General features: G+C 61.1%; 28 protein-coding genes. 22 read left to right on the top strand and 6 right to left on the bottom strand.

Annotated elements, in window-relative coordinates:
• Nucleotides 1–134 precede the first annotated feature (134 nt).
• From CBP34_RS07365 to CBP34_RS07320, 9 genes are all read left to right on the top strand, one after another.
• A complete protein-coding gene (locus CBP34_RS07365) occupies nucleotides 135–485 on the top strand; it encodes a DUF2958 domain-containing protein (protein ID WP_086912001.1) in 351 nt (116 codons plus the stop codon).
• Between the two features lie 65 nt (nucleotides 486–550).
• Entirely contained in the window at nucleotides 551–829 is a 279-nt protein-coding gene (locus tag CBP34_RS07360; protein WP_026435721.1) for a hypothetical protein, read from the top strand.
• Nucleotides 830–1551: 722 nt separating this feature from the next.
• On the top strand, nucleotides 1552–2379 hold the full coding sequence (locus CBP34_RS07350) for a DUF932 domain-containing protein (RefSeq protein ID WP_026435722.1): 828 nt from the start codon (nucleotides 1552–1554) through the stop codon (nucleotides 2377–2379).
• 68 nt (nucleotides 2380–2447) lie between these two features.
• Nucleotides 2448–4517: a ParB/RepB/Spo0J family partition protein gene (locus CBP34_RS07345; protein WP_026435723.1), complete on the top strand. Its 2070-nt coding sequence runs from the start codon at nucleotides 2448–2450 to the stop codon at nucleotides 4515–4517.
• A 59-nt stretch (nucleotides 4518–4576) separates the two neighbouring features.
• Nucleotides 4577–4753, top strand: a complete 177-nt coding sequence (locus tag CBP34_RS19645) for a hypothetical protein (protein ID WP_167372727.1) — start codon at nucleotides 4577–4579, stop codon at nucleotides 4751–4753.
• A gap of 313 nt (nucleotides 4754–5066) precedes the next feature.
• Nucleotides 5067–6059, top strand: a complete 993-nt coding sequence (locus CBP34_RS07340) for a PD-(D/E)XK nuclease domain-containing protein (protein WP_086912000.1) — start codon at nucleotides 5067–5069, stop codon at nucleotides 6057–6059.
• Nucleotides 6047–7150 carry a hypothetical protein gene (locus tag CBP34_RS07335; protein WP_026435725.1) on the top strand — a complete coding sequence of 368 codons (1104 nt, stop codon included), beginning with the start codon at nucleotides 6047–6049 and terminating at the stop codon, nucleotides 7148–7150. The genes CBP34_RS07340 and CBP34_RS07335 overlap by 13 nt, the downstream gene beginning before the upstream one ends.
• The gene (locus CBP34_RS07330; RefSeq protein ID WP_034711958.1) at nucleotides 7150–7824 is read left to right on the top strand and encodes a hypothetical protein; all 675 of its coding nucleotides are present in this window, start codon (nucleotides 7150–7152) and stop codon (nucleotides 7822–7824) included. Before CBP34_RS07335 ends, CBP34_RS07330 begins: the two co-directional genes overlap by 1 nt.
• A gap of 923 nt (nucleotides 7825–8747) precedes the next feature.
• On the top strand, nucleotides 8748–9062 hold the full coding sequence (locus tag CBP34_RS07320) for a DUF736 domain-containing protein (protein ID WP_026435727.1): 315 nt from the start codon (nucleotides 8748–8750) through the stop codon (nucleotides 9060–9062).
• 347 nt (nucleotides 9063–9409) lie between these two features.
• On the opposite strand, the gene CBP34_RS07315 is transcribed toward CBP34_RS07320, so the two are convergent.
• The 3 genes from CBP34_RS07315 to CBP34_RS07305 form a co-directional block, all read right to left on the bottom strand.
• Nucleotides 9410–10246, bottom strand: coding sequence for a macro domain-containing protein (locus CBP34_RS07315; RefSeq protein ID WP_026435728.1), 837 nt, complete (start codon nucleotides 10244–10246; stop codon nucleotides 9410–9412).
• A 38-nt stretch (nucleotides 10247–10284) separates the two neighbouring features.
• Nucleotides 10285–10848 (bottom strand): TIR domain-containing protein, encoded by a 564-nt coding sequence (locus CBP34_RS07310; protein WP_026435729.1) that lies wholly within the window; start codon nucleotides 10846–10848, stop codon nucleotides 10285–10287.
• 391 nt (nucleotides 10849–11239) lie between these two features.
• Nucleotides 11240–11533 carry a helix-turn-helix domain-containing protein gene (locus tag CBP34_RS07305; protein WP_026435730.1) on the bottom strand — a complete coding sequence of 98 codons (294 nt, stop codon included), beginning with the start codon at nucleotides 11531–11533 and terminating at the stop codon, nucleotides 11240–11242.
• Nucleotides 11534–11752: 219 nt separating this feature from the next.
• Between CBP34_RS07305 and CBP34_RS07300 the strand changes: the two genes are divergently transcribed.
• The 9 genes from CBP34_RS07300 to CBP34_RS07250 all read left to right on the top strand — a co-directional run bounded on the left by CBP34_RS07300 (nucleotide 11753) and on the right by CBP34_RS07250 (nucleotide 19213).
• A complete protein-coding gene (locus CBP34_RS07300; protein ID WP_026435731.1) occupies nucleotides 11753–12100 on the top strand; it encodes a DUF2958 domain-containing protein in 348 nt (115 codons plus the stop codon).
• Nucleotides 12101–12439: 339 nt separating this feature from the next.
• The gene (locus CBP34_RS07295) at nucleotides 12440–13222 is read left to right on the top strand and encodes a DUF2285 domain-containing protein (RefSeq protein WP_026435732.1); all 783 of its coding nucleotides are present in this window, start codon (nucleotides 12440–12442) and stop codon (nucleotides 13220–13222) included.
• 83 nt (nucleotides 13223–13305) lie between these two features.
• The gene (locus CBP34_RS07290; protein WP_026435733.1) at nucleotides 13306–13587 is read left to right on the top strand and encodes a helix-turn-helix transcriptional regulator; all 282 of its coding nucleotides are present in this window, start codon (nucleotides 13306–13308) and stop codon (nucleotides 13585–13587) included.
• Between the two features lie 26 nt (nucleotides 13588–13613).
• The gene (locus CBP34_RS07285; RefSeq protein ID WP_034711961.1) at nucleotides 13614–14447 is read left to right on the top strand and encodes a replication initiator protein A; all 834 of its coding nucleotides are present in this window, start codon (nucleotides 13614–13616) and stop codon (nucleotides 14445–14447) included.
• A gap of 289 nt (nucleotides 14448–14736) precedes the next feature.
• Complete coding sequence (gene parA, locus CBP34_RS07275) at nucleotides 14737–15375, top strand: ParA family partition ATPase (protein ID WP_026435735.1); 639 nt, start codon at nucleotides 14737–14739, stop codon at nucleotides 15373–15375.
• On the top strand, nucleotides 15372–15644 hold the full coding sequence (locus tag CBP34_RS07270) for a chromosome partitioning protein ParB (RefSeq protein WP_086911999.1): 273 nt from the start codon (nucleotides 15372–15374) through the stop codon (nucleotides 15642–15644). The genes parA and CBP34_RS07270 overlap by 4 nt, the downstream gene beginning before the upstream one ends.
• Nucleotides 15641–16186 (top strand): DUF2840 domain-containing protein, encoded by a 546-nt coding sequence (locus CBP34_RS07265; RefSeq protein WP_086911998.1) that lies wholly within the window; start codon nucleotides 15641–15643, stop codon nucleotides 16184–16186. Before CBP34_RS07270 ends, CBP34_RS07265 begins: the two co-directional genes overlap by 4 nt.
• Nucleotides 16183–16782 carry a S26 family signal peptidase gene (locus CBP34_RS07260; RefSeq protein ID WP_086911997.1) on the top strand — a complete coding sequence of 200 codons (600 nt, stop codon included), beginning with the start codon at nucleotides 16183–16185 and terminating at the stop codon, nucleotides 16780–16782. Before CBP34_RS07265 ends, CBP34_RS07260 begins: the two co-directional genes overlap by 4 nt.
• 448 nt (nucleotides 16783–17230) lie before the next feature.
• The gene (locus tag CBP34_RS07250; RefSeq protein WP_026435739.1) at nucleotides 17231–19213 is read left to right on the top strand and encodes a relaxase/mobilization nuclease domain-containing protein; all 1983 of its coding nucleotides are present in this window, start codon (nucleotides 17231–17233) and stop codon (nucleotides 19211–19213) included.
• 68 nt (nucleotides 19214–19281) lie between these two features.
• On the opposite strand, the gene CBP34_RS07245 is transcribed toward CBP34_RS07250, so the two are convergent.
• The 3 genes from CBP34_RS07245 to CBP34_RS07235 form a co-directional block, all read right to left on the bottom strand.
• Complete coding sequence (locus CBP34_RS07245; protein WP_026435740.1) at nucleotides 19282–19629, bottom strand: DUF4148 domain-containing protein; 348 nt, start codon at nucleotides 19627–19629, stop codon at nucleotides 19282–19284.
• A 348-nt stretch (nucleotides 19630–19977) separates the two neighbouring features.
• Nucleotides 19978–21312 (bottom strand): heavy metal sensor histidine kinase, encoded by a 1335-nt coding sequence (locus CBP34_RS07240; RefSeq protein WP_026435741.1) that lies wholly within the window; start codon nucleotides 21310–21312, stop codon nucleotides 19978–19980.
• On the bottom strand, nucleotides 21309–21995 hold the full coding sequence (locus tag CBP34_RS07235) for a heavy metal response regulator transcription factor (protein ID WP_026435742.1): 687 nt from the start codon (nucleotides 21993–21995) through the stop codon (nucleotides 21309–21311). Before CBP34_RS07235 ends, CBP34_RS07240 begins: the two co-directional genes overlap by 4 nt.
• Nucleotides 21996–22152: 157 nt before the next feature.
• Between CBP34_RS07235 and CBP34_RS07230 the strand changes: the two genes are divergently transcribed.
• The 4 genes from CBP34_RS07230 (at nucleotide 22153) to CBP34_RS07215 (ending at nucleotide 26056) form a co-directional block, all read left to right on the top strand.
• Nucleotides 22153–22491, top strand: a complete 339-nt coding sequence (locus CBP34_RS07230) for a DUF4148 domain-containing protein (protein ID WP_026435743.1) — start codon at nucleotides 22153–22155, stop codon at nucleotides 22489–22491.
• A gap of 79 nt (nucleotides 22492–22570) precedes the next feature.
• Nucleotides 22571–22930: a cation efflux protein, CzcI family gene (gene czcI, locus CBP34_RS20330; RefSeq protein WP_026435744.1), complete on the top strand. Its 360-nt coding sequence runs from the start codon at nucleotides 22571–22573 to the stop codon at nucleotides 22928–22930.
• Nucleotides 22931–23087: 157 nt separating this feature from the next.
• A complete protein-coding gene (locus tag CBP34_RS07220) occupies nucleotides 23088–24443 on the top strand; it encodes a TolC family protein (RefSeq protein ID WP_026435745.1) in 1356 nt (451 codons plus the stop codon).
• Nucleotides 24444–24445: 2 nt separating this feature from the next.
• Nucleotides 24446–26056 (top strand): efflux RND transporter periplasmic adaptor subunit, encoded by a 1611-nt coding sequence (locus CBP34_RS07215; RefSeq protein WP_026435746.1) that lies wholly within the window; start codon nucleotides 24446–24448, stop codon nucleotides 26054–26056.
• Nucleotides 26057–26058 lie beyond the last annotated feature (2 nt).

Here is a 26058-nt window from a genome sequence, read left to right as displayed (position 1 = left end):
CGTTCTCGCCGTCAAGGGCTGCGCGCCGATGGCGCTTGCGTCCTGGCGGCCGTCGTTGACCCCTGACTGCTTGCGCTGCGCCGTGCCCCGGAAGGGTCGGGCAATTCCGCCCGGCAACCTTTCAGGAGTTCACCATGAACATCGCACTCATCACTGCCGCGCAGCGCATCGTGCTGCTGGCCAACGGCCGCGAATCCTTGGACAACCCGGACTTCGATCCGGCGCCCGTGGTCAAGCTGTTCACGCCGGACGCCGGCGCGACCTGGCTGCTGACCGAGATTGGTCCCGATGACCATGACCACGCCTTTGGTCTTTGCGACCTGGGCCTGGGAATGCCGGAAATCGGCTGGGTTAGCCTGGGCGAGCTGGCGACGGTGCGCGGCAGGCTGGGCCTGCCGATCGAGCGCGACCTGTCGTTCCGCGCCAAGAAGCGGTTGAGCGCCTACGCGCGCGATGCGCGGCTGGCCGGGCGGATCGTTGTCTGATCTCGCCCTTGGAGCGCCGCCAGGCGCTCCTTGTGCTTTCTCAACTGTCGAAGGAGATCAATGCCATGAGCAGCCATCACGATTACATCATCGAAATCACGGCAGAGCACGATACGCTCAAGCCATTCGCGCCGGAGAACGGTCGGCCCTTGCGCTTCAAGATCGGCGACGCGGTGATCTACACCAACGAGTTTGGCGCACAGTTCCTGCACCGTGTCACCGGGTTCTACCGGCTAACCGGGCTTTCTGGCCTGTACGCGCGCGGTGCGCGCTACCTGCTGAACTCGTCATCGCCGTGGATGCCGGTTTCGGAATCCAGCCTGCGCCCTGGCGACTCGGCTTGATGCCTTCGCGCCCCTGACGGGGCGCTGCGCGCTTCGCTTGCCTCCAGGGGAAAGCCCTGCGGGCTATCCCCGCCGCGCGCAGCTTGGCGCCCCTCGATACCGCCGAACCGGCTGTGCCGGCTCTGCCACAAAGCCACTGCCGCAAAAAGCAGTAGAGCCAGTTTCCCGATGCCTGCGACATGGTGTCTGTCCTGGGCATCTTGCTCATCCAGCGTTGAAGTCCGGGCGTCCCCGGCCACCTGGGAGATGGTCGGTCGCGCTGTCGTGCTTCGCATCGAGCCCCCTGCGGGGTCTCGCCCCATTCGGGCTTCCATCGTTCCCTCGCTCCGCTCGGCTGACGTCTCCGGCCCGGCTTCCAGCTTCGGGCCTGCGCGCTTCGCTTGCCGTGCGGTCGGCACAGATTGGCGGCCGTTGCCTGTCCAGCCATCTTTCCTGACTCCATCACCTTGCTCGCGACTGTAGCCCGCGGCCGTGTGCCGTCAAGGCGCGCAGGACCGTGTCCTCGGCTGCGCCTGCGGGCCGCACCAACCCCGCGCTTGTCTCCTTGACGGCCCCCATCCATGGGCTCCCTTCCGTCGCGGGCGATGAACTCAGGAAAGACGGTGGCAACGAGGCCAGCCGGGTTCTTCGTGCCGACCGCACCAAACAGCCGGAAGGCTGGGCTTCGAATCTAGGAATCCGGTATGCGGTTTTCTTCAACAGCCAACTTTGTCAGGAGAAAGATCATGCTTGCAACCCGTTTCGCTTCCCATTCCCCCACGCTTCGCAGCGACTACCCGCTGTCGGATGACCAGATTCGCAGGGTGGCCCCGTCCATCTTCGCGGACGCCCCGCACCAAAGCCGCTCAGAGCGGTACAGCTACATCCCCACGGCGGCGGTGCTGACCGAGCTTCGCAAGGAAGGCTTCCAGCCCTTCATGGTGGCGCAGACCCGCGTGCGCGATGAAGGCAAGCGCGAGCACACGAAACACATGCTGCGCCTGCGCCATGCCAGCCAGATCAATGGCGCGGAAGCTAACGAAATCGTGCTGCTGAACTCGCATGACGGCACCAGCAGCTATCAGATGCTGGCCGGAATGTTCCGTTTCGTGTGCAGCAATGGGCTGGTGTGCGGTGACACCGTGGCCGATGTGCGCGCACCCCACAAAGGCAACGTGGCCGGGCACGTCATTGAGGGCGCTTACGAGGTGTTGAGCGGCTTCGAGCGGGTCAAGGAATCCCGCGACCTGATGCGCGGCATCACCTTGGACGATGGCGAATCCGAAGTGTTCGCCCGCGCCGCGCTGGCGTTGAAGTACGACGACCCGGACAAGCCCGCGCCCATCACGGAAAACCAAATCCTGATGCCGCGCCGCTTCGATGACCGCCGCCCGGACCTGTGGAGCGTGTTCAACCGCACGCAAGAGAACCTGACCAAAGGCGGATTGCATGGCCGCAGCGCCAATGGCCGCAGGCAGCAGACCCGCCCCGTGCAAGGCATTGATTCCGACGTTCGCTTGAACCGCGCCCTATGGCTGCTGGCCGATGGCATGCGCGCACTCAAAGCCTGATCCGTCCCCCGCCGGAGGGGCGGTTTCCCCTCCATTCCCTGTCTGTTTCACTTGATTGGAGATACACCATGAACGCCGTTAACCACACCGAAGCCCACGCCGTCACTGCCGCCAACGTGCTGCAAGCCGCAGACCCGAGCAAGAACATGATTCTGGTTCCGCTGTCGCGGCTGGTGCTGCGCCCCACGGGCCGCAACGTGCGCAAGACCCCGCGCATGTCCATCCCAGAACTGGCCGCGAGCATCCAGCGCGTGGGCCTGCTGCAAAACCTCATCGTGATTCCCGCCAATCAACATGTTGAAGGTGGCGAGCATTACGAGGTGGTGGCCGGTGGCCGCAGGCTGGCCGCGTTGAAGCTGCTGGCGAAGAAGCACCGCATCGCCAAGGATTGGGAAGTGCCTTGCCTGCTGGTGGCCGATGGCACGGCGCGCACCGCCAGCCTCACCGAGAACGTGCAGCGCGAAGCCATGCACCCGGCAGACCAGTTTGAAGCCTTTGCCGCGCTGGTGGCCGAAGGCCGACCGATTGAAGACATTGCAGCGGATTTCAGCGTTACGCCGCTGGTGGTACAGCGGCGCTTGAAGCTGGCGAATGTTTCGCCCCGGCTGATGGCCGACTATCGAGCCGATACCGTGACGCTCGATCAGTTGATGGCGCTTGCGATCACCGACGACCACGCCGCGCAGGAAGCCGCGTTCTACGATGCGCCAACGTGGCAGCGCAGCCCGCACAACCTGCGCGAACGCCTGACCGAACGGGAAATAGACGCCTACCGGCATCCGCTGGTGCGCTTCGTCGGGCTGGACACCTACGAACAGGCGGGCGGCGGTGTTCGCCGTGACCTGTTCGCAGAAGGTGACGCGGGCGTGTATTTGACCGATGCCGCATTGCTGGAACGGCTGGCGCAAGACAGGCTGGCGGGCATCGCCGCTGAGGTGAAGTCCGAAGGCTGGGCATGGGTGGATATTGCGCCCGCCGCCATCTATGCGGATTTGCAAGCCTTCCAGCGTGCCCCGAGGGAGCGACGCGAGCCGAGCAAGCGCGAAGCCCTGCGCATCGAGAAGCTGCAAGCCAAGATGCGGGAGGTGGCCGAAGCCCTCGATGCCGCGATGGAGGCCGACGACGAGGACAAGGCCGAAGCCTTGCAGGAGGAAGGCGAAGCCCTGGGCGAGCAATTGCAGGCGTTGGAAGATGGCTTGCAGGGCTACAGCACGAGCGTGAAGGCCGCAGCCGGGGCCATCGTCACCATCGACCGCAACGGGCAGATCGTGATTCATCGCGGGTTGATGCGTGAGGCCGAAGCGAAGGCGCTGCGCACGCTGGAACGGCTACGGCAGGGTTTCGGCAGCGAGGAAGCCGAGAACAACGACGAAGGCGACACGGCAGACGAAGCGAAAGCACCCGCCATGTCCGACCGGTTGGCGCAACGGTTGAGCGCCCACCGCACTGCCGCGCTGCAAATCGAAGTCGCCCGGCATCCGCAGGTGGCGCTGGCCGCGCTGGCGCATGGCATGGTGCAAACCGTCCTGCAGGAACGCCCCTACGGGCAAGACCAACCGCTGGGTGTGCGCCTGACCGTGCAGAACCGGCTGGAAGGCATGGCGCCGGACTGGCCGGAATCGTCCGCCGCCGTGGCGCTGCGCGAGATTCAGCAAGCATGGGGCGGCAAGCTGCCCAAGGACAGCGCCGAACTGTTCGCCGCGCTGCTGGTGATGGAGCAAGGCGAACTGGTGAAGCTGCTGGCCGTGTGCGCGGCGTCCACGGCGGACGTGGTGACGCACCGCGCCACACCACACCAGCCGGGCGCGGGACTGGCGCAGGCCGTGGGGCTGGACATGGCCGTATGGTGGCAGCCGACCGCCGAGGGGTATTTCCGGCATGTGCCGAAGGTCGTCATCCTGCAAGCCGTGGGCGAGTTCGCGCCGGAGCATGTCACCCGGCTAGCGAAACTCAAGAAGGTCGACATTGCCAGCGAAGCCGAGCGGCTGGCCGATGGCACGGGCTGGATGCCCGCCATCTTCAAGGCCGAAGGCACGCAGGAGGACGCGCCCGAGGAAGGCCCGCAGGATGCGGAGCAGCACGATGCGGAAGAAGCCGCCACCGTGGCGGATGAACCCGCAGAGGCATTGGCCGCGTGACCCTCGCCGCAGGAAGCGCCCCGGTTTCGGCCGGGGCGCTTCCTGCAAGGAGCCAGACCATGCCCACGACCAACACCAGCCGCCCGCGCATGGCGGCGGTCTATGCGCCCGGCACGGTGCGCGGCCACCGCCTGCCTTCGGGCTGGACGGCCCGCGCCGACCGCACGGACATGCACCCCATCACGGGCCGCTCTTGGCCGCGTGCCGTATGGTGGATCATCGAGACGAAGGAATAGCCGTCATCCCAGCACCGGCCCCAGCGTCTCGCCGTGGGGCCGATGAATACAAAAATCCGGGCGCGGCGGTAGCCGCGCCCGGTACAGAAGCCAAGCTGCCGGAACATCACGCGCCGCCGCCTGCGCCCAGAGGCAAGCGGCGGCGTTGAAGGCATTGCGGTGCGGCGCGATGCCTCGGGCACGTTCTACCCAAGAGAATGGGGCTTCGTAGCGCAATTGCACGTGTGGAATATGCTCTAATTTCCCTGCTTATTGGTGGCAGGGCGTAGCTGGTGCCCAGGCCTCCGTAGCAGCCAAACAAGAAGGAGGAGTTGTGGCGGAGACAATAAACATTGGTGAGATCGCACCGAGGCTTTCAAAGGATATTTTGAAGCATTTCTTGTGGGGAATTCATCCCAAGATGGATGACAACTTTGAGTGCTCCAATGAAAAGCACCTTGGCGAAGGTGGAAAGCCAAAGGCTACCCACCCCGGTGACGTTGTTTTCTTGTACCAAGATCCATATTTAGGCAAGACGGTTTATCTCCACACCGATTTAAAGAGCTATGCCGCTGATTCAATTAACTCTACTAGATTGCGCAGTGCCTTCAAATCACTGTGCATGACGATTGACTGTGCGCGAGGCTCAGATTCTTGGAGGTCAAAATACTCCGTTGACGAATCAGAGGCGTATGAGGTTCGTGGGCTGCTATTCGTTCACAATCATGACAATGGCTACGACAAGCCATTTTATGAGGCCATCGACAAGGTCGATCTGCAAGCACTTCCTGTGGCACCTGGAACTCAGCTGCATTACCTTGGGCCAAAAGACATTCAGCGCCTGTACAGCATAGCGAACGACGTTCTCCGCCTGAAAGGCGAAGGTGAACTGCCGCAAACATACACGTTCTACTACCCTGATTTGGTGATGTCACGCCGACAGGGGGATGTTTGGGCGCAGCCGGCGACTGTAGAGACGCTGACTTCACCATACATCATCATCAAGCACGCCGCAACGGATAGTCAGAGTGCGGGCTACATCATCTACTACAACGCACCTGCATCCAGCCCAGAAGAGTTTGAGTACTTTCTCGACAGCTTGTCGAGGTTCCAGATGCTGGAGTCCGGTGAGCGAATTTTGCTGCGCGTCACTGACCCAGACGCACCCAATGATCTCAAATCCATCTTCCTCACAGCCCAGAAGAAATATGTAAAGGCCTGGGGGTTTGATCCTGCACGCGAGGAAATTCTCGCGAAGATCCAGATTGAAAGGATTACAAGCGTTACCAGCACGTATAATCCGGAAGATATGGGATGGCGGGAATGAAGAAGCGGGCTCATGGCCCATCGCTTTACTACGCAAGTGATAAAAATGTCTTCGATGCATTGAATCAGCACAAGGTTGATACACCGACCGTCATCCGGCTGTTTCAACGCCGCAATATCGTGGTCAGCAAGAAGACATCGCGAGAAGACCTTGCGAAATACTTCTCAACGCTGACGCACGACTACTACGACCACAAGGAGATTGCGGCCAGACTCGGCGTCGTCGTGAGACGTGAGCGCACGACGTCAATGGATGTATCGGGGGTAAGTGATACCGACGAACTGCAAGGCGTCGTTGAGCAGTTGAAGAAAGAAATGGAGGCAAGCGGCGACACAGTGCAAGTGACGCGAGAAGGCGACAATCTCAGCATTCGAGTTCAATATTCCCAGATCGATTACAAACGCAGCGAGTTCTCGCAAGTTCAAGTTCGTGATGGAACCATTGAATTCGTCAAATCCCCGGCAGGGTATGTTGTGCGAAATACGCAGAACGACTACCTCAACGGAGTCCGGGAAACGCTATTAGCAAAGGTTGAGAAATCGACCTCGGAGCCATTGACCAAGGTTGTCGTTGCGTTGTTTGACATTCCGTGGGCAAAGCTTCGATCCAAGTTCTTTCACGAGCTGGCGAGTTCACTGCCTGGCTTTGTCCGGCGTGACGTGACTGACGTCTACGTATTCAAAGCGAAGCCTGAGCAGGACGGAGAAGAAGAGGATGCCGAGGGTTCTGAGACCCATGTGGAACGAGTTTTTCTTCGCGGCAACGGGGTCAGTCGATCGGAAATTCTGAATGGACTCCTTGATGAAGAAAATTACTACATCATCAAGATGGGGTGGACTGCAACCGAGACCATGGGAGCAGGCAATGTTTACGACATTGAGGCGGGCTTTTCTGATCTCAAGGATTGCACGGGATTTTCATTCATCTTGAGTGGCGTGTTCCCAGTCGAAGAGGGAAAAATCTCGACACGACGACGACAACCATACAAGCATGAAATTGATGCTTTTTCGCGGGTCATTGAGTCGAAGGCCCGAGACCTGGTTGCGGCGCTGAGAGTTGAATTTCAGGATACTGACACCGGGAGCGAGTGATGCAGATCAGGTATCGGTGGTTTCGTATTCAACTACCAGCCCGCGCTCGGGATTTGGCGGCGATTGTCGCCAACTGCCCTTTCGAGTCTGCAGCCGCTCACGGGTTTGCGCGAGCACCAAGTGGTGGTGCCTCTTACCGGTATCTTTGGCGATCACGAGTCGTCGTAACCAAGCTGGATGCCGAAGGGGCACCGACCTACGAGCAGATAGACAGCGTAAGCTTTACCGATTTTGCAGTTGTAGAACTGGGTGACCTGATCTTCCTGAGAATTGAGAATGCTGGAAGAAACATTCGCGATCTCCTCAATGCGCTCGAAACCTTGGCCGGCATGGGCTTTACTGCGAAACCGGTGACGTTCGACAAGGAGCGCCCCTCTTCCGTTTTCAATTCCGTCGATTCTTCTAAGCTCATAGGTTTGAAGGTCGTTGGTGCGGTTCTCGCTGACAATCTCGTCGCTCGAATGGAGTTCGTGTCGAACGAGGGGATGGTGGTTGAGAGCATGGAGGTTCTCGCGGGCTTAAAGTACAAGGTCGAGCTTGCAGTGTTTGAACTCGTCTTGAGTGGACTGCGAGGGCAAATTGCATTTGCCGCGAACGGCACCGTCAAGATCAGTGGTCAGATCGCTCCCAAGTTGATAAGCCTCGTAGAGAAAGATCTCCCGCTATTCATTTGATCCAAGCTATTGCTGGTACGGAGTGACTGCCTCAATTGCAATGCGACGACCGGCTTGATGATGGCATAGGACGCATAACGGGTGATCTTTGTCGTCGCTCGATGTGCGAATTTTTTGTTGGGTGCTCAGGACGCTTGAGCGTGCTGGCGCGATGCGCCGCCGGGCTTTGCGGGCTGCGCCCCGTGCCGTCTTTGCCATCACGACCATTCGGCTTCAATCCCTCACGCCTTCGCGCCTGCGGCGCTGCGCGCTTCGCTTGCCTCCAGGGGATCGGCGCCAGGCCCATCCCCGCCGCGCGATGCTTGGCGCCCCTGCAAATCCGCCGAACCGGCTTCCGCCGGATCGGCCTGGCCAGCGCCCCGCCGCGATGGGTTGGATGCGGCGCATACGCCGGGGCTTGCTGAGGCAGGTTGTGCGAATGCGTGCCGTCCTCGACGCTGGCGGTTCTCGCCCGTTACGTCACGAAGGACAGTTCACGGACACAACGCCCGGCCTAGCTATGGGACTTCCACGCCACGCCTCAAGACCGACACCGCAAGGTGCGGCAGGGGCTTTCTGGTCAGTCGTTGGAGCGTTGACCTGGCCCGCGTCAGGGAACGAGTCGGTGAAGCCTTCGTGCGGGGATGCCGAGTCGGCCATAACTCCTTTCGGAGCGGATCGGCCCAAGGCGTCCTTGTCTCGTTGTGAATCCTGGCGGTGGCGCGGCTGCGCCTCGGGCTTCATGGCTGCAACCGTTCATCGAAAACAATTTCCCCTGCTTTGTCACTGCGTTCAGCGCATTCCTCGCGGGACAAATTCTTTTCGCCTCCCGGCTCTCCACTGCGTTTCGACCGCAAGCGGTGCAGCCAGCCCGTCCCCCGCCGGCCGGATCACAACAAGGACGCGATGGGCGCGAACCTTGTTCAACCGAAAGGAAATTCATCATGGCAACCATCGGCACCTTCACCGCAGACAAAGACGGTTTCACCGGCTCGCTTCGCACCCTGACGCTCAACGTCAAGGCCAAGCTGGTTTCCAACGACAAGGGCGGCAACGAGAACGCCCCGGACTTCCGCATCCAGGCATCCGGCTACGACGTGGGCGCGGCGTGGAAGAAGACCAGCGAGGCCGGCCGAGCCTACGTGTCCTGCACCCTCGATGACCCTTCGTTTCCGGCGACGGTCTATGCCCGCCTGATTGAGGAAGAAGACGGCACGCACACCCTGATCTGGTCGCGCAGCAAGCCACAGGCGGCCTGAAGTCCGCGCAGCGCCCCGCCCATTGCGGCGGGGCGCTGTGCTGCTGATGCAGCGCTGCGCAATACCAATCGTTTGTCGACCGCTTGTTTTGGGCCCAAGCATTGCCTAGTAGCTGGAGAACAGCTTGGGTCTGTAAAGGCACATGCAGGACGTGTCGGTGCAACGCACCGCCGGGCTTTCGGACTGCGTCCCGTGCCGGCCTTTGCCGTCACGGCCATTCGGCTTCAATCCCTCTCGTCTTCGCGCTTGCGGCGCTGCGCGCTCCGCTTGCCTCCACAGGAGATCGGCCCAAGGCCCATCTCCGCCGCGCTGTGCGTGGCGCCCATGTATGGCCGCCACGGCAAAAATCACACACCATTTCTCACCGATTTAATGTCGAGAAGATTGATCTGGCCAATCTTGTCCTTGTGAATGATGATGGTTAGCTTCGCAGGATACTTGAATCGCATTTCGCTGATTCTGAACGTCCACAACATTATCTTCAAAAGATCCTCATCGGCGATATTCTTATGCCCTTTGATGCGAGTAATTCCTGAGCCAAAAATCGTAGTGGAGACACTCTTTTGGGCATATAAATTATTTACCCTGTCCCAGAAATTAATCAGGAATTCAAGATACTCTGGCATCGTCAGAAGAGCTTTGTTGTTCTCGTCGAACTTGGAGAACACCGTCAGTAGATAATCTTTGTAGAGACAAATTGTCCCGATTTGATATTTTTGCCTCTTTCCTTGTTTTCGGTCATTTTCAATTTCCAAAACCTCGCTGCCATCGAAAGCATAGTTCTCGATATAAAGATCTAGCTCAGAGGTAGAAATATCGAGGTGCTTTTTTATCAGGATGCCATTAAGAGATTTTTCACTGATGATCTTGTTGTCCACCTGTGTGTCGAAATACTCATTGAAGGCGATTGCTTTCAATCCTGATTGCTGAAAAATGTCACCCACCTTGATCGTAACATCACTGCCTTCAACGTTTATGTCGATGCTGTTTAGATTGTTCGACCAGATCCATATCACCAAATAGGTGAGCGCCAGTAGAATCAAGAAAGCCCAGCCGGCTCGCAATTTCCATTCGACAGGAATATCAACGAATAGAACGACTGCCGATACCGTGCCGCTGGCAGCGGAGGTGATCTCAAGGAATTTCTTTACAATTCGCTTGTCAACGAAGCTAACTTTTGCCATAGGTTGGTCAAACTATTTTCTCTGCTATATCGGTTGAATTACGGGTTGTATCGATAAATTCCGGACTCTTTCTTGCTGCCAACCATGAAGTCGCTATCCTGCAGAGATTTTTTTATGAGCTCTTTATTCATCGGAACGTGAAGAGTAGGCACCTTTCCCATCGAATCCCTAAAGACGGGCAGCTTCTCCCAAAGATTCTTCACCTCTTTCTTCAGAAATCCATTGGCCAGAAGGCTTTCTTTTGTGTCATATCCGGGGTAGATCACAATGACCGGGAGTCCCTGGTCATTAATTGCATAGTCAATTTCTTCTCGGAGCGCACAAGAATTTGCAGTGATCGAACTCAGAAAAAGGACGATATTCTTTGAGCTCCGAATGCGCTCTCTGAGTCGCGGCTTCAATGTCAAATCCCAATTGCTACCGTCGCGGACGCTGTAAGTCTTTTCATGCGAGTCAACAAAAGGGAACGCCGCGTCAGCACCTTTCCACATCCGCAGGGTGTTGTAGTAGCAAAAATCTTTTGTTGCGTTAGCACCCAACGGACTGGGATCAAACGGCTCATTTACGTAAAAGGCGGTGTAGTTTCCATTTCGATATGCCATGATTTTTCTCAATCTCCGTTAGTACACAGGTGAGCGGTGCTTAGGGCATGCTTACTGCCTGACAAACAACTGCATCGTGCCGCCTTTGTCCCGGCCCCTAGAATTTGTATCACTTTACATTAAATGTAAGAATTTCCAGGAGTGGCGAACGCTTGCCTCGGGAGTGTCGGTGCAATGCGCCGCCGGGCTTTCGGTCTGCGCCCCGTGCCGCCTCTATGTCTTCACGGCCATGCGGCGTCAATCCCTTCCGCCTTCGCGCCTGCGGCACTGCGCGCTTCGCTTGCCTCTTGGGGATCGGCGCAAGGCCCATCCCCGCCGCACATGGCTTGGCACCCCTGCAAGAGTGCCGAACCGGCTTGCGCCGGATCGGCCAAGCCAGCGCCCAGGTGCGCTACGATTCGTTGATAGCCTTCAACACCGCCTCCAACTCCTGCCGCACCTGCGCCAGAAGCCGGTCGGCTTGCTGCGGGTTCTTGCCCGCATAGGCCAGCGCCAGCAGCGTGACGGGATGCACCTGCATGACCTCGCACAGCTCGGCCAGCTTGTTCAGGGTCGGGCTTTTGAGGTCCCGCTCCAGCGAACTCATGTACGTGCGGCTGGATACGTCGGAAAATGCTTCCTGGCTCAGTCCACGCGCCTTGCGGACTGTTTTCAATGCTGTTGCTAATGAGTGCTTTGCCTCCACCTCAGGTTTCTCCCCAAAACCTAAGATGAAATTCGATTGCATCCTATAGGACTACAATCTATAGGGCTCTTTTTGTGCTTTTGCGGAAATCAGTAAATCCGCATCTGTGTCTTCCGGCAGAACCGCAGAATCACATTTGTGTCTTTCCTGACTTCCACCGATGCGGTTTTGCGCCTTCACATTTTGGCGGATTCGTGCACCGACGAAAGGATGGCCACCATGAACACACTCATCACCGAGGACGAGCGCGTGCAACTGCTGACCAACGGCCAAGACCGCGCTGAAGGTCAGTACGTTGACCCGTTGCCCGTGGTGCGGCTTTTCACGCCGGATGCTCATGCGACCTGGCTGCTGGCTTCGCTCAATCCGGCGGATCGGGACACCGCCCATGGCTTGGTCGACTTGGGGCTGGGCATGCCCGAGCTGGGTCATATCAAGCTATCCGACCTGGCCTCCATCGTCGGCCCGAACAAGCTGCCGGTCATGCGGGATCGGTATTTCCAGGCGGTACGGCCACTGTCGGAGTATCTGCGGCTGGCCCAGGAAAACGGTTCCATCGTCGATTGAACCGTTCGCGCTCCAGCGCAGCCGGGCGCATTGAGACTATTTCAGTCTTATTCAAGACCTGGCTGGTCTGAATCTGAACTCTTGCATCCAACCTGTGCATCCGTGGCTAAAGCAGTCATGATCTTTCATGCGGGCTGGAGCATGGTGTTATGTACTGCGCGGTTCTATGTGGCCGTGCGGTCGTCGCATTCGGACGAATTTCGCAATACCCCCGGAGCCAATCGATCTTGAATATCAATGGTTAACTTACCCCGATTTTGATGATGTTTTGATGCTGATGCGATAGCTCCGCATGTTTGGCCGTGGCGACGTTCCTGATCTTCGACAGGAGCCTGCGCTATGGCCGTGCATCACACCGAACCCTGGTATCCGACAGCCGCGTATCTCTACATACTGCACCTCGATGGTCCTGCGCTGGCCTGGGAGTACCTGCGCCGCAATCCCGATTACCGGCTCGACTGGTTGCGCCGTCGTCGCGGATCCGATACGGCGCCTCGTTGGGGCTTGCGCCTGCTGGAAGACCCAGAACTGGATTCGCGTGACGCGCATCCAGCCTGGTTCCCCGACCACGATGGCGTGCTCCAGCTCTGTCCTGACGCTGATCCGCCAATGGACGCCATCGTCTTCGCGTTCTGGAGTCTGCCCGGCAGAAAATGCCTGATCCATGACGGCAAGCGACTGATGCTGGTGCTGCGCTGGCCCGGCTACAGCCTGCGGCTGGCTATCGCGCCTGGCCTAGCCGATGGCATGGCCTTCGCCTATGCCATCCGCGCCTGCGCGCAATTGCAAGGTCTGGCCGCCATGCTGCAACAGCTCTCGACCGCCGCTGATGTCGCGCCTGCTGCCATGGCATCGGCTCGGCCGTCTCTGCCTGTCTTGCAGGAACTGCACACCTTGCAGGCGCTCGATGCGGCCCTGGCGGGCGCCTCTTTGCGCGGGATCGCCGAAGGGTTGTACGGAGTCGATGCGGCGGCCGACTGGTACAGCGACGGCGGCCTGCGCTCCAAGGTGCGCCGCCTGGTGCAGCGCGGCGATGCGTTGATGCGCGGCGGCTACCGCCGCCTAGCACAACTGCCGCCGCTTGAGAAGGGTCGTTCTGCATCCAGCGCAGATCGACCCTGAGCAGAACAGCCGCGTTTTCTGAGACTGCCTCCATCCGGTTGCGTTGTGTCGCCGGAGCCTTTTAACCGATGGAGGTTTTCACCATGCGTCCTGCTCCCTTGCGACCTGCTGCCACACCCTCGACGGCTGCTGCGCAACCCCAACGCTATTTGACCAACGACGAAGCCGCCGACTACCTGCGCTTGTCGCCGCGCACGCTGGAGAAACAGCGCGTGATCGGAGGCGGTCCGAAGTTCCGCAAGTTCGGCCGACGCGTCATGTACGCCGTAGCCGACCTCGATGCCTGGGCCGCGGAGCGCAGCTTCGAGAGCACGTCCGATCCCGAGTACGCCGAGCAGCACTCGGCGGACAGCCGTGCGCGCTGATCGCTGGCGCGCGGGTGGCCATAGCCATGTCCAAGCCTTCGCAGGAGCGCGAACAGCTCGATCTGTTCCGCGCCTTGCCGGGCGACATGGCGCCGCGCGACAGCCAGGACCTGATGGCCTTTCCGTTCTTCTCGCTGGCGAAGTCGCGGCGTGTTGCGCCTATCGACTTCCGCGCCAGCGGCATCACGATCCGCGTGGAAGGGACGGCCGAGCACGGCATTGCCACGATCTGGGATGCCGACATCCTGATCTGGGCCGCCAGCCAGATCGTCGAAGCGCGCGATGCGGGCTTGCGCCCGTCGCGGCTGATGCAGGCCACGCCCTACGAGATCCTGCGCTTCGTCGGGCGCGGTACGTCGCTGCGCGACTACCAGCGCCTCAAAGCGGCCTTGGATCGCTTGCAGTCCACCACGGTGGCAACCTCCATCCGGGAGACGACCGGGCGGCGATTGCATCGGTTTTCGTGGATCAACGAGTGGAAGGAACTGGCCGATGCCGGCGGCACGCCGCTGGGCATCGAGCTGATCCTGCCGGACTGGTTCTATGCGGGCGTGCTGGATGCGGCCCTGGTGCTGACCATCGACCCGGCGTATTTCCGGCTGACGGGTGGGATCGAGCGCTGGCTGTACCGGCTGGTGCGCAAGCATGGGGGACATCAGCCCGGCGGCTGGCAGTTCGATTTCCGGCACCTGCACCGCAAATCGGGCAGCACGGCCAAGCCCTACGACTTCGCCTACGACCTGCGCGCTCTGGTGGCGCGGCAATCGTTGCCCGGCTATGTCCTTGGCATCGAACGGATGCCGGACACCGGAGCCGAGCTGCTGACCTTCCGGCCCGTGCCGTACACGGCACGGGGATAACAGGTGCGCGGCCTGTGGACGGGCTCGTGCTATCAGGCGTGCCAGGTATCGTGCTATCGGGCGTGGGACTATCGTGCTATCAGGCGTGCCAATCGGCTGCAAAGCCAATGCTGGCGCGGGTTTCGGCCTCCCTTAACTTACCTAACTTAAATTCTCTAACTTTTAGTAGAAGCGCGCCGTTTCGGTGGACAACCGCCGAAAGGCAGAAAGCGCAGCAAGCCAGAAGCCCAAACCAACCCCGTTCTGCAAGGCAAGTACAGGCCAGCATTCCAGCTTGGAGGGCCGCGCCATGATCGTCGCCTTGCTCAACCAGAAAGGCGGCGTGGGCAAGACCACGCTCGCCACGCACATCGCCAGCGAGCTGGCGATACGAGGGCAATCCGTCATCCTGCTGGATGCCGATCCGCAAGGCTCCGCGCTGGACTGGGCGCAGCGCAGAAGCCAGCAAGGTCTTCCAAGGCTGTTCAGCGCCGTGGGCCTGGCACGCGAAACCCTGCATCAGGAAGCGTCAGAATTCGCCAGACGGGCCGATCACGTCGTCATTGATGGGCCACCCAGGATCGCCGCCCTGGCGCGCTCCGCGCTGCTGGCGGCTGAGCGGGTGCTGATCCCGGTGCAGCCCAGCCCTTACGACCTGTGGGCATCAGCGGAAATGGTGGCGCTGATCCGTGAGGCGCAGGTGTTCCGGCCTGCGCTGCGCGCGGCCTTCGTCATCAACCGGCGCGTCAGCACCACGGTGATTGGGCGCGAAGCACGCGGCGCGCTGGCCGAGCAGCCACTTCCTGCGCTGCGCTCGGAAGTGCACCAGCGCATCGTCTTCGCAGACAGCGTGGCCGCCGGCCGGGTCGCACGCGAGACGGCGCCCGACAGCGCCGCCGCACGCGAAATCACTGCACTGGTCGATGAGCTGTTGCGGTGGCCGACATGACGGCGAAGCCGCCACCCAACAGCAAACGCACGGTCAAGCGCGTCGGCATCGGCGCTCGCCCGCCTGCGAATCCGCACGCCGAGGCGTGGATTCGCCAAGGCGATGCCGATGCGCTCCAGAAAGGCGACCTCTACACCGCCCGCCTGACCCTCGACATCACGCCCGCCATGCGCTCGCGCATCAAGGTGTCGGCCTTCACGCAAGGCGTGACGGTGGCCGATCTGCTGCGCGCACTGCTGGAGCGGGAGTTCCCGGAGAACACGCCATGAACGCATCTACTTTTCCTGCTGCTACCGCAGCCACGGCGGCACCGTCACCACCACTTGCTGCGCTCACCGGCCAGCCTGCCTCAACGCCGCTGACGCGCGTTTCGCTGGCCTTCCTTGAGCACCGCTTCAAGCTCTATCTGCGCTTTGGTGATCCCGCGCGCACTCTGCGGCTCGACCGCTGGCGCAGCGTAGCCATCTTCTTGCCGAACGCCATGTTCTGCCGCATCCGCTGGCAGTCCAACGACTACGGCACGATCCGCTGGCACCTCATGGTGATGCAGGCTTGCACGCCCTTGGATGCGGCGCAGCGCATTCCCGGTGTGCAGCCCGGCGCGCGCCTGCTGCTGCACGCCGAGGGCGAGAACGCCGTGCGCGCCGTACTGGAACGCATCGACGCCATCGAGGCGCTGGGCATCGCGCCCGCCGCCGCATCGCCCGCGTACTGGCGCACGCTGGGCAACCGGCTCGCGGCGCGCTTGCCACTGCCCGGCTACAGCGCCGAGCGGCACGCTGCCTGGCTGGCCGGGAGGGCGCTGCCATGACGGCTCATTCCACCGCCGTACATTCCGCAGAAGCCGCGCCGCATCCTCGCTCGCGCCTGCGCGTTCGCATCGTGCTGGCTGCGCTGTCCGCCTGTGGCCTCGCCGCGCTGGCCTGGGCGTCCTTCGTGTCGCCGCTGCCGCGCCTGATCTACAACCCGTCCGACAGCGTGGCGGTCGGCTGGTATCGCGTCGATCCATCCAGCAACCGGACCGACTCGCTGCCACGTCCGTTGTCCGTGGGCAGCATCGTGCTGGTTCCGCTCCCGGCCGAGGCCGCCACTCTGGCTGCGCAGCGTGGCTACCTGCCGACGCGGGTTCCGCTGCTCAAGCGCGTGGGTGCGGTCGCATCGCAGGAGGTGTGCATCACTGGCGGTAGCGTCCGCATCGACGGCGTGCCTTCGGCCACCGTGCTGCGAGTCGACCGTCTGGGCCGCTCGCTGCCATCCTGGCCGCAGTGTCGGCGGCTTCGCCCTGGCGAACTGTTCCTTCTCAGCACGACCAATCCGGCGTCGTTCGACAGCCGGTATTTCGGGCCGGTCAGCGCATCTGCCGTGATCGGCGTGGCGCATCCGGTCTGGCTGGAGTCACATCCATGATGACCGCCGATTCGCTGCACGTTGCCGTGCATCTTGTCGTGCCATCAGGCGTGTCTTTCCAGTGGCTGCTGCCGTGTCGCCGCGCGTGCGGTGCAAATGCGTTCGCATTGCACTTCGCGCTGCATCCGGCGCAGCCGTCCACCGTGCAGGCGTCTTGCCTTGAACGCGCCCGGGCTGCGGCCCTGACCGCGTTCACCGGCGGGCTGGCTGCAAGCAGCGCAGCGCCACTGGGCCGCCGCTGCCGGGAGCGAAAGCGGGAGGCAAAGGCGGAAGGCAAGACAAAAGGGGGCGGCACCCAGCCGCCCGCAAAGCCAGTCTGCACGTGGGGGTGGCGCGGCACACAGCGGCTTCGCCGCCGTGCCGCGTGGGGCGCGAGGCCCGCGCCAATGCAGGCATGTCCGCGTACTTCGCACGACCGGACACGCCACGACTTCCCAGGGAGACAGCGATGAGCAACCGCCGCGACGACGATTTCCGCATCCGTCCAAACCCTCCGAAGGCCCCGAAGAACCGCGGCCAGAGCTTTGTCTCCAAGGTGCTCAAGCAGGTTGGCAAAACCAGCGGCGGCAAGTCCTCGGTGCGCCGCCCGGCGTCGGCTGGCGGCACCGGAAAGCGCCCCGGCTCGCGCCTGGGGCGTGGGCATACGGCGGCGCGCTTCGCCGGTGCGAAACTCACGCAGCTGTCCCGGCGCGTCACCATCAAGACGCTGCTGGTCAACCAGCGCCAGGCCAGCCCGCAATCGCTTGCCAAGCACCTGCGCTACATCGAGCGCGATGGCGCGGGCCGCGATGGTGAGCCGGGCCGCACCTATGGGCCGCAGACGGACGAAGCCGATCTGGATGCGTTCAAGGAACGCAGCCAGGATGACCGGCACCACTTCCGCTTCATCATTTCACCCGAGGATGGCGCTGAACTGGACGATCTTCGGACGTACACGCGCCACCTGATGGGCCGCATGGAGGCCGACCTGGGCACGCGGCTGGAATGGGTGGCAGTCAATCACTGGAACACCGACAACCCGCACACCCACCTGATCGTGCGGGGGCGCGACGACACCGGCAAAGACCTCATCATCGCGGGCGACTACATCGCCGATGGCTTCCGCCATCGGGCCGCCGAACTGGCGACCGAATGGCTGGGGCCGCGCACCGAACTGGAGATCCAGCAGAGCCTGCAGCGCGAGGTGGAGCAGGAGCGCTGGACGAGCCTGGATCGCACACTGAAACGTGAGACTGGCGACGATGGCCGGGTGCAGATCGAACGTTTCAACGAACCCAAATTGCGACGCCAGCGCCTGCTGCTGATCGGCCGCCTGCAACACTTGCAGCGGCTGGGCCTGGCCGACGAGACGCAGCCTGGCACCTGGGTCATCCATGCCGACGCCGAGAAGACCTTGCGCGCCCTGGGCGAGCGCGGCGACATCATCCGCACCATGCAGCGGGCGATGAGCGGGCAGCCGCGCGAACTGGCGGTGTTCGAGCCCGGCGACGATGGGCGCAGCATCATTGGCCGCGTGACCGCCAAGGGGTTGGCCGACGAGTTGCGCGACCGGGGCTATCTGGTCATCGACGGCACGGACGGCAAGGCCCACTATGTCGCGCTCAATGCCCGCGACGAACCCGCAAACTATCCGACCGGCGCGCTGGTGGAGGTGCGCGGTTCCGCCGAAGTACGGACCGCTGACCGCAATATCGCCGCGCTGACCAGCGATGGCCTGTACCGCACCGACTATCACCTGGCCGTGGCCCAGGGGCAGGTGCAGGCCGGCCGCGATCCGCAGGAAGTCGTTGCGGCCCACGTCCGCCGCCTCGAAGCGCTGCGCCGGGCCGGCATCGTGGAACGTGTGACCGAGGAGCTGTGGAAGGTGCCCGACGACCTGCCCGAACGTGGCCGCCAATACGATGCGCAACGCTTGGGCGGTGTGGCCGTGGAGCTGAAATCGCACCTACCCATTGAGCGGCAGGCCCGCGTGATTGGGGTCACCTGGCTGGATCAGCAGTTGATCGGCGGCGACAAGGGGCTGGGCGATTTGGGCTTTGGCAGCGAGGTCAAGGAGGCACTACAGAAGCGTGCCGACTTCCTGACCGAACAGGGGCTGGCCGAGCGGCGTGGCCAGCGCGTGGTCCTGGCGCGCAACCTGCTGAGCACGCTGCGCAACCGGGAACTGGCGCAAGCCGCCAAGGACATTGCCGCCGAAACCGGGCTGGAGCATCGGCCCCTGGTCGACGGCCAGCGCGTGGCTGGGATCTATCGGCGCTCCGTCATGCTCGTCAGTGGACGCTACGCCATGCTGGACGACGGCAAGGGCTTCAGTCTGGTGCCGTGGAAGCCAGTGATAGAGCAACGGCTGGGACAACAGCTTTCCGCCATCGTGCGCGGCGGCGGGATGTCATGGGAAATTGGACGGCGGCCTGGGCTGTCCCGAGGTTAGTCAGGCCGACGCCAGCGATCCCACAGAATGGATTCAACGTGCTCTGCTGGAGCCCCAATTGGGGGCTATCAACCCGGGTAGTAGAGACGCTGGCGCGCGTCGCGTTCGGCAGGTGACTCGTTCAGCATTTCGTTGATCACTTCTTGACGAGTTTTCCCTGGACCCACATTAGGCACAGGCATTGGGTAGTTGCTCTCGCCATAAGACAGGCGTCCTTGCTGCATGGCAGCCTTGGTTTCCGCGATAACCTGCTCTCGCGTCTTCTCGCTCTTCCAGTGTTCCGGGTGAACGATGATGCCCTTTTCATTGTTGGCAGGATGCTCGTATGCTGCCGAAGCCATCCCCGGTAGACCCAGAGTGACCACTGCGGCCACTGCTGCAATCATGGAAGAAAGGGAGAGGCGATGTTGAGTCATGGCTAAGGTCCTTATAGAAGTCAATAAAACTTGCATCTCCCATGCCTTTGCCAGGCGATGAGAAGATGTGTTCATCGTAGAAACCCCGACCCAACAGAACGAGGACAGCATGGTGACTTTTCTGTCATCTTTTGCGGACCTTGACCTTATCGCGGTGACAAGGTCCAACCATGAAGACATGGGCAAATATCCTGCATTGGAGTAAGTGCGATGGAGTCGCTTCGGCCAATTGCAGAAAAGCCAGTCGGAAAACACGAACTCATAAATCAGAAAATCGATCCAGGCCCCCCTAAGAAGCACAGTTCGGGCTCATGGATGCGTAAGTGGGATCACCGGCACCAGAGCCCGTTACAGAGCGCGGATTTCCATCCCGACAATCGTCACCCCGTTCTCTGACCATGCAACCGGCTCACCCTGGTGCATGCGAGCGATCGCGCCAACGATGGCCAAGCCGAGGCCATGGTTGCTTTGCCCATGGCTGCGAGCGGGATCGCCGCGGAAGAATCGATCAAACAGGTGCGGAAGTATCTCTGGATCGATGGTATCTCCGTAGTTAGCGACACTGATCAGCACGCGGTCCTCATCAGAGGGCTTGAAGGTGATCTGGACGATTGAGTCATTTTTTGCGTATCGGGTGGCGTTGCCTAGCAGGTTTGACAGGGCCCGGCGCAACAGCGGCGCGTCAAAGGCGCCATGGGCATCGCCCACCACTTTGGCGGTGAGACTGGCCTCGGCCAGCGCCGCCTCGTGGTAGTCCAGCACGTCTGCAGCCACCGCTGCAAGGCTCGCTACGGGAGCGCGGCGTGCGCCCACGCCCCGATCCGCCTGGGATAGGAACAGCATGTCGTTGACGATGCCGGTCAGGCGATGCAGTTCCTCCAGGTTGGAGGCGAGGACCTCCCGCATGTCCGTCTGTTCAGGGCGCCTTAGCGCCAGTTCATTGTTGGCAATGAGCGTGGCCAGTGGCGTGCACAACTCGTGCGCTACATCTGCATTGAAGCCCTCCATCTGTGAGTAGGCCTTCTCGATGCGTGCCAGGAGTGCATTGAACTGGTCAATCAGCGGCACAAGCTCAAGAGGTTGCTCACCCCCATCGAGCCGGTGATGCAGGTTGCCGGCCGACAGTGCGCGCGTTTGGCTGGCCAGCCTTCGCACGGGCGCAAGCCCGAGGTTGACCAGAGAGAAGCCGCCCAGCGAAACTACGACGGCTCCCCCGATAGCCGCCACCAGCAGGGTGACTGCGAGCCGGTGAAGCAACTGATTGTCGGTTTGGATGTCCAGCGACAGCCGGACGCGCAAACTCTTCGAGGCCGAGCCCGCGACCTGCTCCACCTCGAACTGCCGTTGGCGCCATACCGTCTTCGCATTCTGGTTGCGCGCGTGCGCGTAGAGCACGACCCCATCGGCCTGGGTCACTTCAAGCGATAGATCGCCATGCCCCACCAGGAAATCGTCGAGCTTGTGAGCGAGGTCTTCAGAATTCCTGTGCTCTTTACCATCCGCCAGCAGATGCCGAATGACGTTTTCCTTTTGCGCCAACGTTTCCTCTTGCCGATCGCGAAAGTTGAACTCGGTCACCAGATACACGGCCAGGCAGACCAGGCACAAGCCTGCAAAGCTTTGCAACGCCAACCACCACGACAGCCTCTGGCGCAGTGAGCGATGTTGGATCAGTGCCTTCATTCGTTGCGCTCTTCCATGATGTAACCCATACCCCGAACTGTGTGAAGCAGTACCTTCTCGAAGGGCGCGTCAATCTTGTTGCGCAAGCGCCGGATGGCGACCTCTACCACGTTGGTGTTGCTGTCGAAATTCATGTCCCACACCTGCTCGGCAATTTCAGTGCGAGACAGCACCTCGCCGTTCCTTCGCAGGAACAGCGTCAGAAGCAGGAACTCCTTGGCGGTCAGCTCCAACTTCTGACCGCTACGGAACGCCTTGCGCCGCACCAAGTCCACTTCGAGATCGGCAAGGCGCAGTTGCGTGGGTTCTGCCGCATCCCGTGCGCCATGGGTGCGCCTCAGGAGCACCTGGATGCGTGCGTTCAGTTCGGAAAACGCGAAGGGCTTGACCAGATAGTCGTCAGCACCTGTCTGCAGTCCCAGCACCCGGTCCTCGACGCTCACCCTCGCTGTCAACATCAAAACGGGTGTCTGCCGGGATTTGCGAAAAGCGGTAAGGAGGCTGAAACCGTCGATCCCTGGGAGCATTGCGTCCAGCACCAGCAGGTCGTGCCCGCCTTCGAGGGCTATGTGTAGGCCATCCACGCCGTTGTGGGCCACGTCCACCACGTAGCCGACCTCGCCGAGACCCTTGCGCAGGTACTCGGCAAGCTTGACTTCGTCTTCAATGAGCAAGATTTTCATGACGCCATTCTCGAAGCATGCGGGGCATTCGAATATTACGAATTTGTCATCTGACTGTTGGCTCCTTGTCGCTGGCCGTTTTCTAAAGTTCACCCCGTGTCGCAAGGCATAGCTCAGGCAAGCCGCCAAGGGCTCCCCTGAACCCTGAGACAAAACCATGATTGTTCGCAAACCCCTCACGCTTTCCCTGATCGCCCTTGCCATCGCGGCTCCAAGCCTGGCATCTGCATCCTCGCTGTATCACCCCGCAGATGGCGAAGTGGGATTTACCACCCATCCCGACCATTTCCAGAGCACGATGTCCCGTGCTGACGTGCTTCAGGCGGTGGCCGTCGCCCGTAAGGACGGCACGCTGGCGATCCTCGCGCGCGGCGGTGCTCTGCCTGTCAAGGCAACGGGCCCCTCCAAGACCCGTGAGCAGGTGCAACAGGAATACCTGAACATGTCTGCCGCTGAAAAACAGCGTATCCAGGAACTGTACGGATCGGGTGGCTGATTCTTCAATGCATAGCCTCTATCCAGAGTCCATCCGTACCCCACACGAAGACTTCATGGTCGCGTGCTAGACTCAAATAATGCGCCGCTTGATAGCTGTTTTTATGCTTGCATTGCTACCATTCCAGTTCAGCTGGTCTGCGGTTGCTACCTATTGCATGCATGAACGCGCTACGGCTCAGACACAACACGTGGGGCATCATGAGCACAAGCATGAGGCCAAGAGCGTGATCGATCAAGCAGATAAGAATGGGCAAAGCGCCGACCAGTTTGATGTCGATTGCTGGGTTTGCCATGGCGCCGGCATCGGCGCCCTCAACTTTTCCTATGCCAAGCAAGGCGCCTCTCACGACAGTAGTGTGGGTGCCCAGCCGAACGAGCGGTTGGCTGCTGTAACGCCCACTCCCCCTGACCGCCCTCAGTGGTCCGTCCTCGCCTAATCGGCGGGGCATCTCTCCTTCCTTCAGTCATTCGTGTCCGCCCCACCGGCGGATGTAGTTGCGCGTGTCGCGGCTGTGATGAGTGACGAGTTGCCAGGCAGCTGCACGGTTGCCACTCCGCCGATTCCTTCGTGTTTTGAAATCACTGGAGAATCGGATGTTCAAGGGTATTTACCTTCAAAGAAAGCCGGACGCATGGCGCGGCCACAAGAAAGTCAGGCTCGCAGCTAGCGCGGCGGCCATATTGCTGGCCGCTTCCAGTAGCGCCTTTTCGCAGGGCGTGTCACAACGGCCCGTCGGTGGCGAGGAAGCACTTCAGACTGCCGTAACAGCATCCGCTACGCCACTGTCGCTAACCAAGGCAATCGAATTGGCTTTGGAGGGAAATCCCGAGGTGGCAGCGGCTACGCGCCAGTTGGAGGCAACCGAGGGGCAAGTTCTGCAAGGGCGCGCACGCCCCAATCCAGAGCTCGCCTACTCGCTGGAAGACGCGCGCTCCAAAACGCGCACGCAAAGTTGGCAGCTCAACCTTCCGGTGGAATTGGGAGGAAAGCGTGCCGCGCGCACCAAGGCAGCCGAAAAATCGCGCGAGCAGGCGCAAGCCCAGCTCAACGAGCTGAAGGCAACCTTGCGAGCCAACGTGGCTGCCGCCTATTTCGACGTGCTGACTGCGCAAGAACGCCTGGTGCTCGCCAAGGACAGCGTGGCGCTGGCCAAGTCTTCAACCGACACTGTCGCCAAGCGGGTGGCCGCCGGCAAAGTGTCACCTGTCGAAGAGTCCAAGGCCCGGGTTGAGGAAGCGGGCATTCGCGTCGAGCTCGCCCAGGCCGCGAGCGAACAACGCAAGGCCCTATCTCGTCTGTTCGCGCTATTGGGAAGGATCGAAGCGCCTTTCACGCTCCTGGGGGGCAAGGCCGAGAACCTCCCCCCTGTCCCGAAACTCGCCGATCTTCAGTCCCTTATTTCTTCTTCGCCAGCGATTGTCCTGGCAAGGATCGAGGTGGATCGGCGCAAGGCCTTGACCGACCTGGAACAAAGCAAGCGAGTGCCGGATGTCACCGTCAGCGTTGGCATGCAGCGCAGTAACGAGACACAACGAAATGTCCTTCTTTTCGGTGTCTCTGTGCCTCTGCCCGTGTTTGACCGCAACCAAGGCAATCTCCTCGAAGCACTGAAGCTGGAGGACAAGGCCCGAGACGAGTTGCAGGGGGCCACCGTGCGCCTGCACAGCGAAGTGGCGCAGGCCTGGGAGCGACTTACGACAATCGCAGCGGAGATCCAGTCTCTGCAGCAGGACGTGCTTCCGGGGGCGAAGTCCGCTTATGACGCAGCCACCATTGGCTTTGAGAACGGCAAGTTCAATTTCCTGGAGGTGCTCGATGCGCAGCGCACCTACTTCACCGCCAAATCCCAATATCTCAAAGCACTTGGCGAGGCACATCGTGCAGCAGCCGATGTTGATCGCCTGCTCGGCGGCCCCCACGCCCCCCGCCTGACCGCACCGCAGAACTGAGAATGACCATGAACACCATCAAATCCACCATCAGCAAAAAGCACTTGATCGCCATTGCCGTCGTCCTGGCATTGGGAGTCGGGGCAGGAGCCTTCATCTTGCAGGGCGGAGGCAAGCCGAAAGCGGCGGCCGCCGAGGGCGATGGCCACGGTCACGGAGGCCACACCGAGGCCAAGGGGCATGGTGACGGAGAGCACCATGGCCAAGGCGGTGAAAAGGGCCACGACGATGACAAGGGCCATGCTGACGGCGAACACCACGAAAAGAGCGAAGCCAAGGGCGCCCACGGCGGCACCGTCTTCAAAGAGGGGGATTTCAGCTTGGAGGCACTGCTTTCAGAGGACGGCGGCGAGCCTAGGCTGCGGATCTGGCTGTTCGACAAAGACAAGGCGCTAACCCTGAACGCGGCAACGGTCACGGCAACAGTGACCCGCCCGACGGACGAAAAGCAAAAGCTGACATTTGCTGCGGAAAAAGACAACCTGGTCAGTCGCGAGATCGTTGCCGAACCCCATGCGTTCGACATCGAGATCATTGCGCAGACTACCACCGAGCCCTTCATGTTCGTGATGAGCAAGGAAGAAGGAAAGATCGAACTGACCGATGCCCAGATAAAGGCGGCATCGATCAGTGTGGACACCGCGTCGGCAGCCAACATCAAGACGGCACTGCTTTTGCCCGGCGAGATCCGGCTGAACGAAGACCGCACTTCGCACGTTGTCCCCCGTCTTGCGGGAGTGGTGGAAAGTGTCAGCGCCAACCTTGGCCAAGTCGTCAAGAAAGGGCAGGTGCTGGCCGCCATTGCAAGCCCGACCGCCTCAGAGCAGCGCAGCGAGTTGCAGACCGCTCAAAAGCGATTGGCGCTGGCCAAGACCACTTACGAGCGGGAGAAGAAGCTGTGGGAGCAGAAGGTCTCGGCTGAGCAGGACTATCTGCAGGCCAAGCAGGCCTTGAGCGAAGCGGAGGTGGCTGTGGCTAACGCCAATCAGAAACTGAGTGCACTGGGCCTGTCCACCTCGTCGATGTCCGGTTTGAATCGCATCGAACTGCGGGCACCTTTCAACGGCATCGTCATCGAGAAGCACCTGAGTCTCGGCGAAGCCGTGAAGGAAGATGCAGCCGTGTTCACCATCTCGGACCTCACCCAGGTCTGGGCGGAGATCAACGTTCCGGCAAAAGACCTGCCGTCGGTGCGGGTGGGCGAGAAGGTCACCATCAAGGCCACGGCGTTTGACGCCTCCGCCACTGGCACCGTCGCATTTGTGGGGGCGCTGATCGGCGAGCAAACCCGCACAGCAAAAGCCCGCGTGGTTCTTGAAAATCCCAAGGGCGCTTGGCGACCCGGCCTGTTCGTGAACGTTGAAGTTGTGTCCGAAGAAACGGCGGCGCCCGTGACGATCTCGGCTGACGCCGTGCAGAACGTTGGAGACAAGCCCGTTGTCTTCCTCAAGGTCAACGGCGGCTTCATTACCCAGCCAGTGAAACTTGGTCGCAGCGACGGCAAGCGGGTCGAGGTCCTTCAGGGCCTCAAGGCCGGCATGCCCTACGCCTCATCGGGGAGCTTCGTCGTGAAATCCGAGCTCGGCAAGGGATCTGCCGAACACACGCACTGATC

The organism is Acidovorax carolinensis (assembly GCF_002157145.1).
GTDB classification, from domain to species: domain Bacteria; phylum Pseudomonadota; class Gammaproteobacteria; order Burkholderiales; family Burkholderiaceae_C; genus Acidovorax; species Acidovorax carolinensis.
Note: the sequence above shows the minus strand (reverse complement) of the source record. Positions and strands in the feature narration are given on the sequence as shown.

Excerpts from the sequence above, each read along its gene's own strand:
- CBP34_RS07365 (WP_086912001.1), top strand. The coding sequence starts at position 135 with ATGAACATCGCACTCATCACTGCCGCGCAGCGCATCGTGCTGCTGGCC.
- CBP34_RS07360 (WP_026435721.1), top strand. The coding sequence starts at position 551 with ATGAGCAGCCATCACGATTACATCATCGAAATCACGGCAGAGCACGAT.
- CBP34_RS07345 (WP_026435723.1), top strand. The coding sequence starts at position 2,448 with ATGAACGCCGTTAACCACACCGAAGCCCACGCCGTCACTGCCGCCAAC.
- CBP34_RS19645 (WP_167372727.1), top strand. The coding sequence starts at position 4,577 with ATGCCCACGACCAACACCAGCCGCCCGCGCATGGCGGCGGTCTATGCG.
- CBP34_RS07335 (WP_026435725.1), top strand. The coding sequence starts at position 6,047 with ATGGCGGGAATGAAGAAGCGGGCTCATGGCCCATCGCTTTACTACGCA.
- CBP34_RS07330 (WP_034711958.1), top strand. The coding sequence starts at position 7,150 with ATGCAGATCAGGTATCGGTGGTTTCGTATTCAACTACCAGCCCGCGCT.
- CBP34_RS07320 (WP_026435727.1), top strand. The coding sequence starts at position 8,748 with ATGGCAACCATCGGCACCTTCACCGCAGACAAAGACGGTTTCACCGGC.
- CBP34_RS07315 (WP_026435728.1), bottom strand. The coding sequence starts at position 10,246 with ATGGCAAAAGTTAGCTTCGTTGACAAGCGAATTGTAAAGAAATTCCTT.
- CBP34_RS07310 (WP_026435729.1), bottom strand. The coding sequence starts at position 10,848 with ATGGCATATCGAAATGGAAACTACACCGCCTTTTACGTAAATGAGCCG.
- CBP34_RS07300 (WP_026435731.1), top strand. The coding sequence starts at position 11,753 with ATGAACACACTCATCACCGAGGACGAGCGCGTGCAACTGCTGACCAAC.
- CBP34_RS07295 (WP_026435732.1), top strand. The coding sequence starts at position 12,440 with ATGGCCGTGCATCACACCGAACCCTGGTATCCGACAGCCGCGTATCTC.
- CBP34_RS07290 (WP_026435733.1), top strand. The coding sequence starts at position 13,306 with ATGCGTCCTGCTCCCTTGCGACCTGCTGCCACACCCTCGACGGCTGCT.
- CBP34_RS07285 (WP_034711961.1), top strand. The coding sequence starts at position 13,614 with ATGTCCAAGCCTTCGCAGGAGCGCGAACAGCTCGATCTGTTCCGCGCC.
- parA (WP_026435735.1), top strand. The coding sequence starts at position 14,737 with ATGATCGTCGCCTTGCTCAACCAGAAAGGCGGCGTGGGCAAGACCACG.
- CBP34_RS07270 (WP_086911999.1), top strand. The coding sequence starts at position 15,372 with ATGACGGCGAAGCCGCCACCCAACAGCAAACGCACGGTCAAGCGCGTC.
- CBP34_RS07265 (WP_086911998.1), top strand. The coding sequence starts at position 15,641 with ATGAACGCATCTACTTTTCCTGCTGCTACCGCAGCCACGGCGGCACCG.
- CBP34_RS07260 (WP_086911997.1), top strand. The coding sequence starts at position 16,183 with ATGACGGCTCATTCCACCGCCGTACATTCCGCAGAAGCCGCGCCGCAT.
- CBP34_RS07250 (WP_026435739.1), top strand. The coding sequence starts at position 17,231 with ATGAGCAACCGCCGCGACGACGATTTCCGCATCCGTCCAAACCCTCCG.
- CBP34_RS07245 (WP_026435740.1), bottom strand. The coding sequence starts at position 19,629 with ATGACTCAACATCGCCTCTCCCTTTCTTCCATGATTGCAGCAGTGGCC.
- CBP34_RS07240 (WP_026435741.1), bottom strand. The coding sequence starts at position 21,312 with ATGAAGGCACTGATCCAACATCGCTCACTGCGCCAGAGGCTGTCGTGG.
- CBP34_RS07235 (WP_026435742.1), bottom strand. The coding sequence starts at position 21,995 with ATGAAAATCTTGCTCATTGAAGACGAAGTCAAGCTTGCCGAGTACCTG.
- CBP34_RS07230 (WP_026435743.1), top strand. The coding sequence starts at position 22,153 with ATGATTGTTCGCAAACCCCTCACGCTTTCCCTGATCGCCCTTGCCATC.
- czcI (WP_026435744.1), top strand. The coding sequence starts at position 22,571 with ATGCGCCGCTTGATAGCTGTTTTTATGCTTGCATTGCTACCATTCCAG.
- CBP34_RS07220 (WP_026435745.1), top strand. The coding sequence starts at position 23,088 with ATGTTCAAGGGTATTTACCTTCAAAGAAAGCCGGACGCATGGCGCGGC.
- CBP34_RS07215 (WP_026435746.1), top strand. The coding sequence starts at position 24,446 with ATGACCATGAACACCATCAAATCCACCATCAGCAAAAAGCACTTGATC.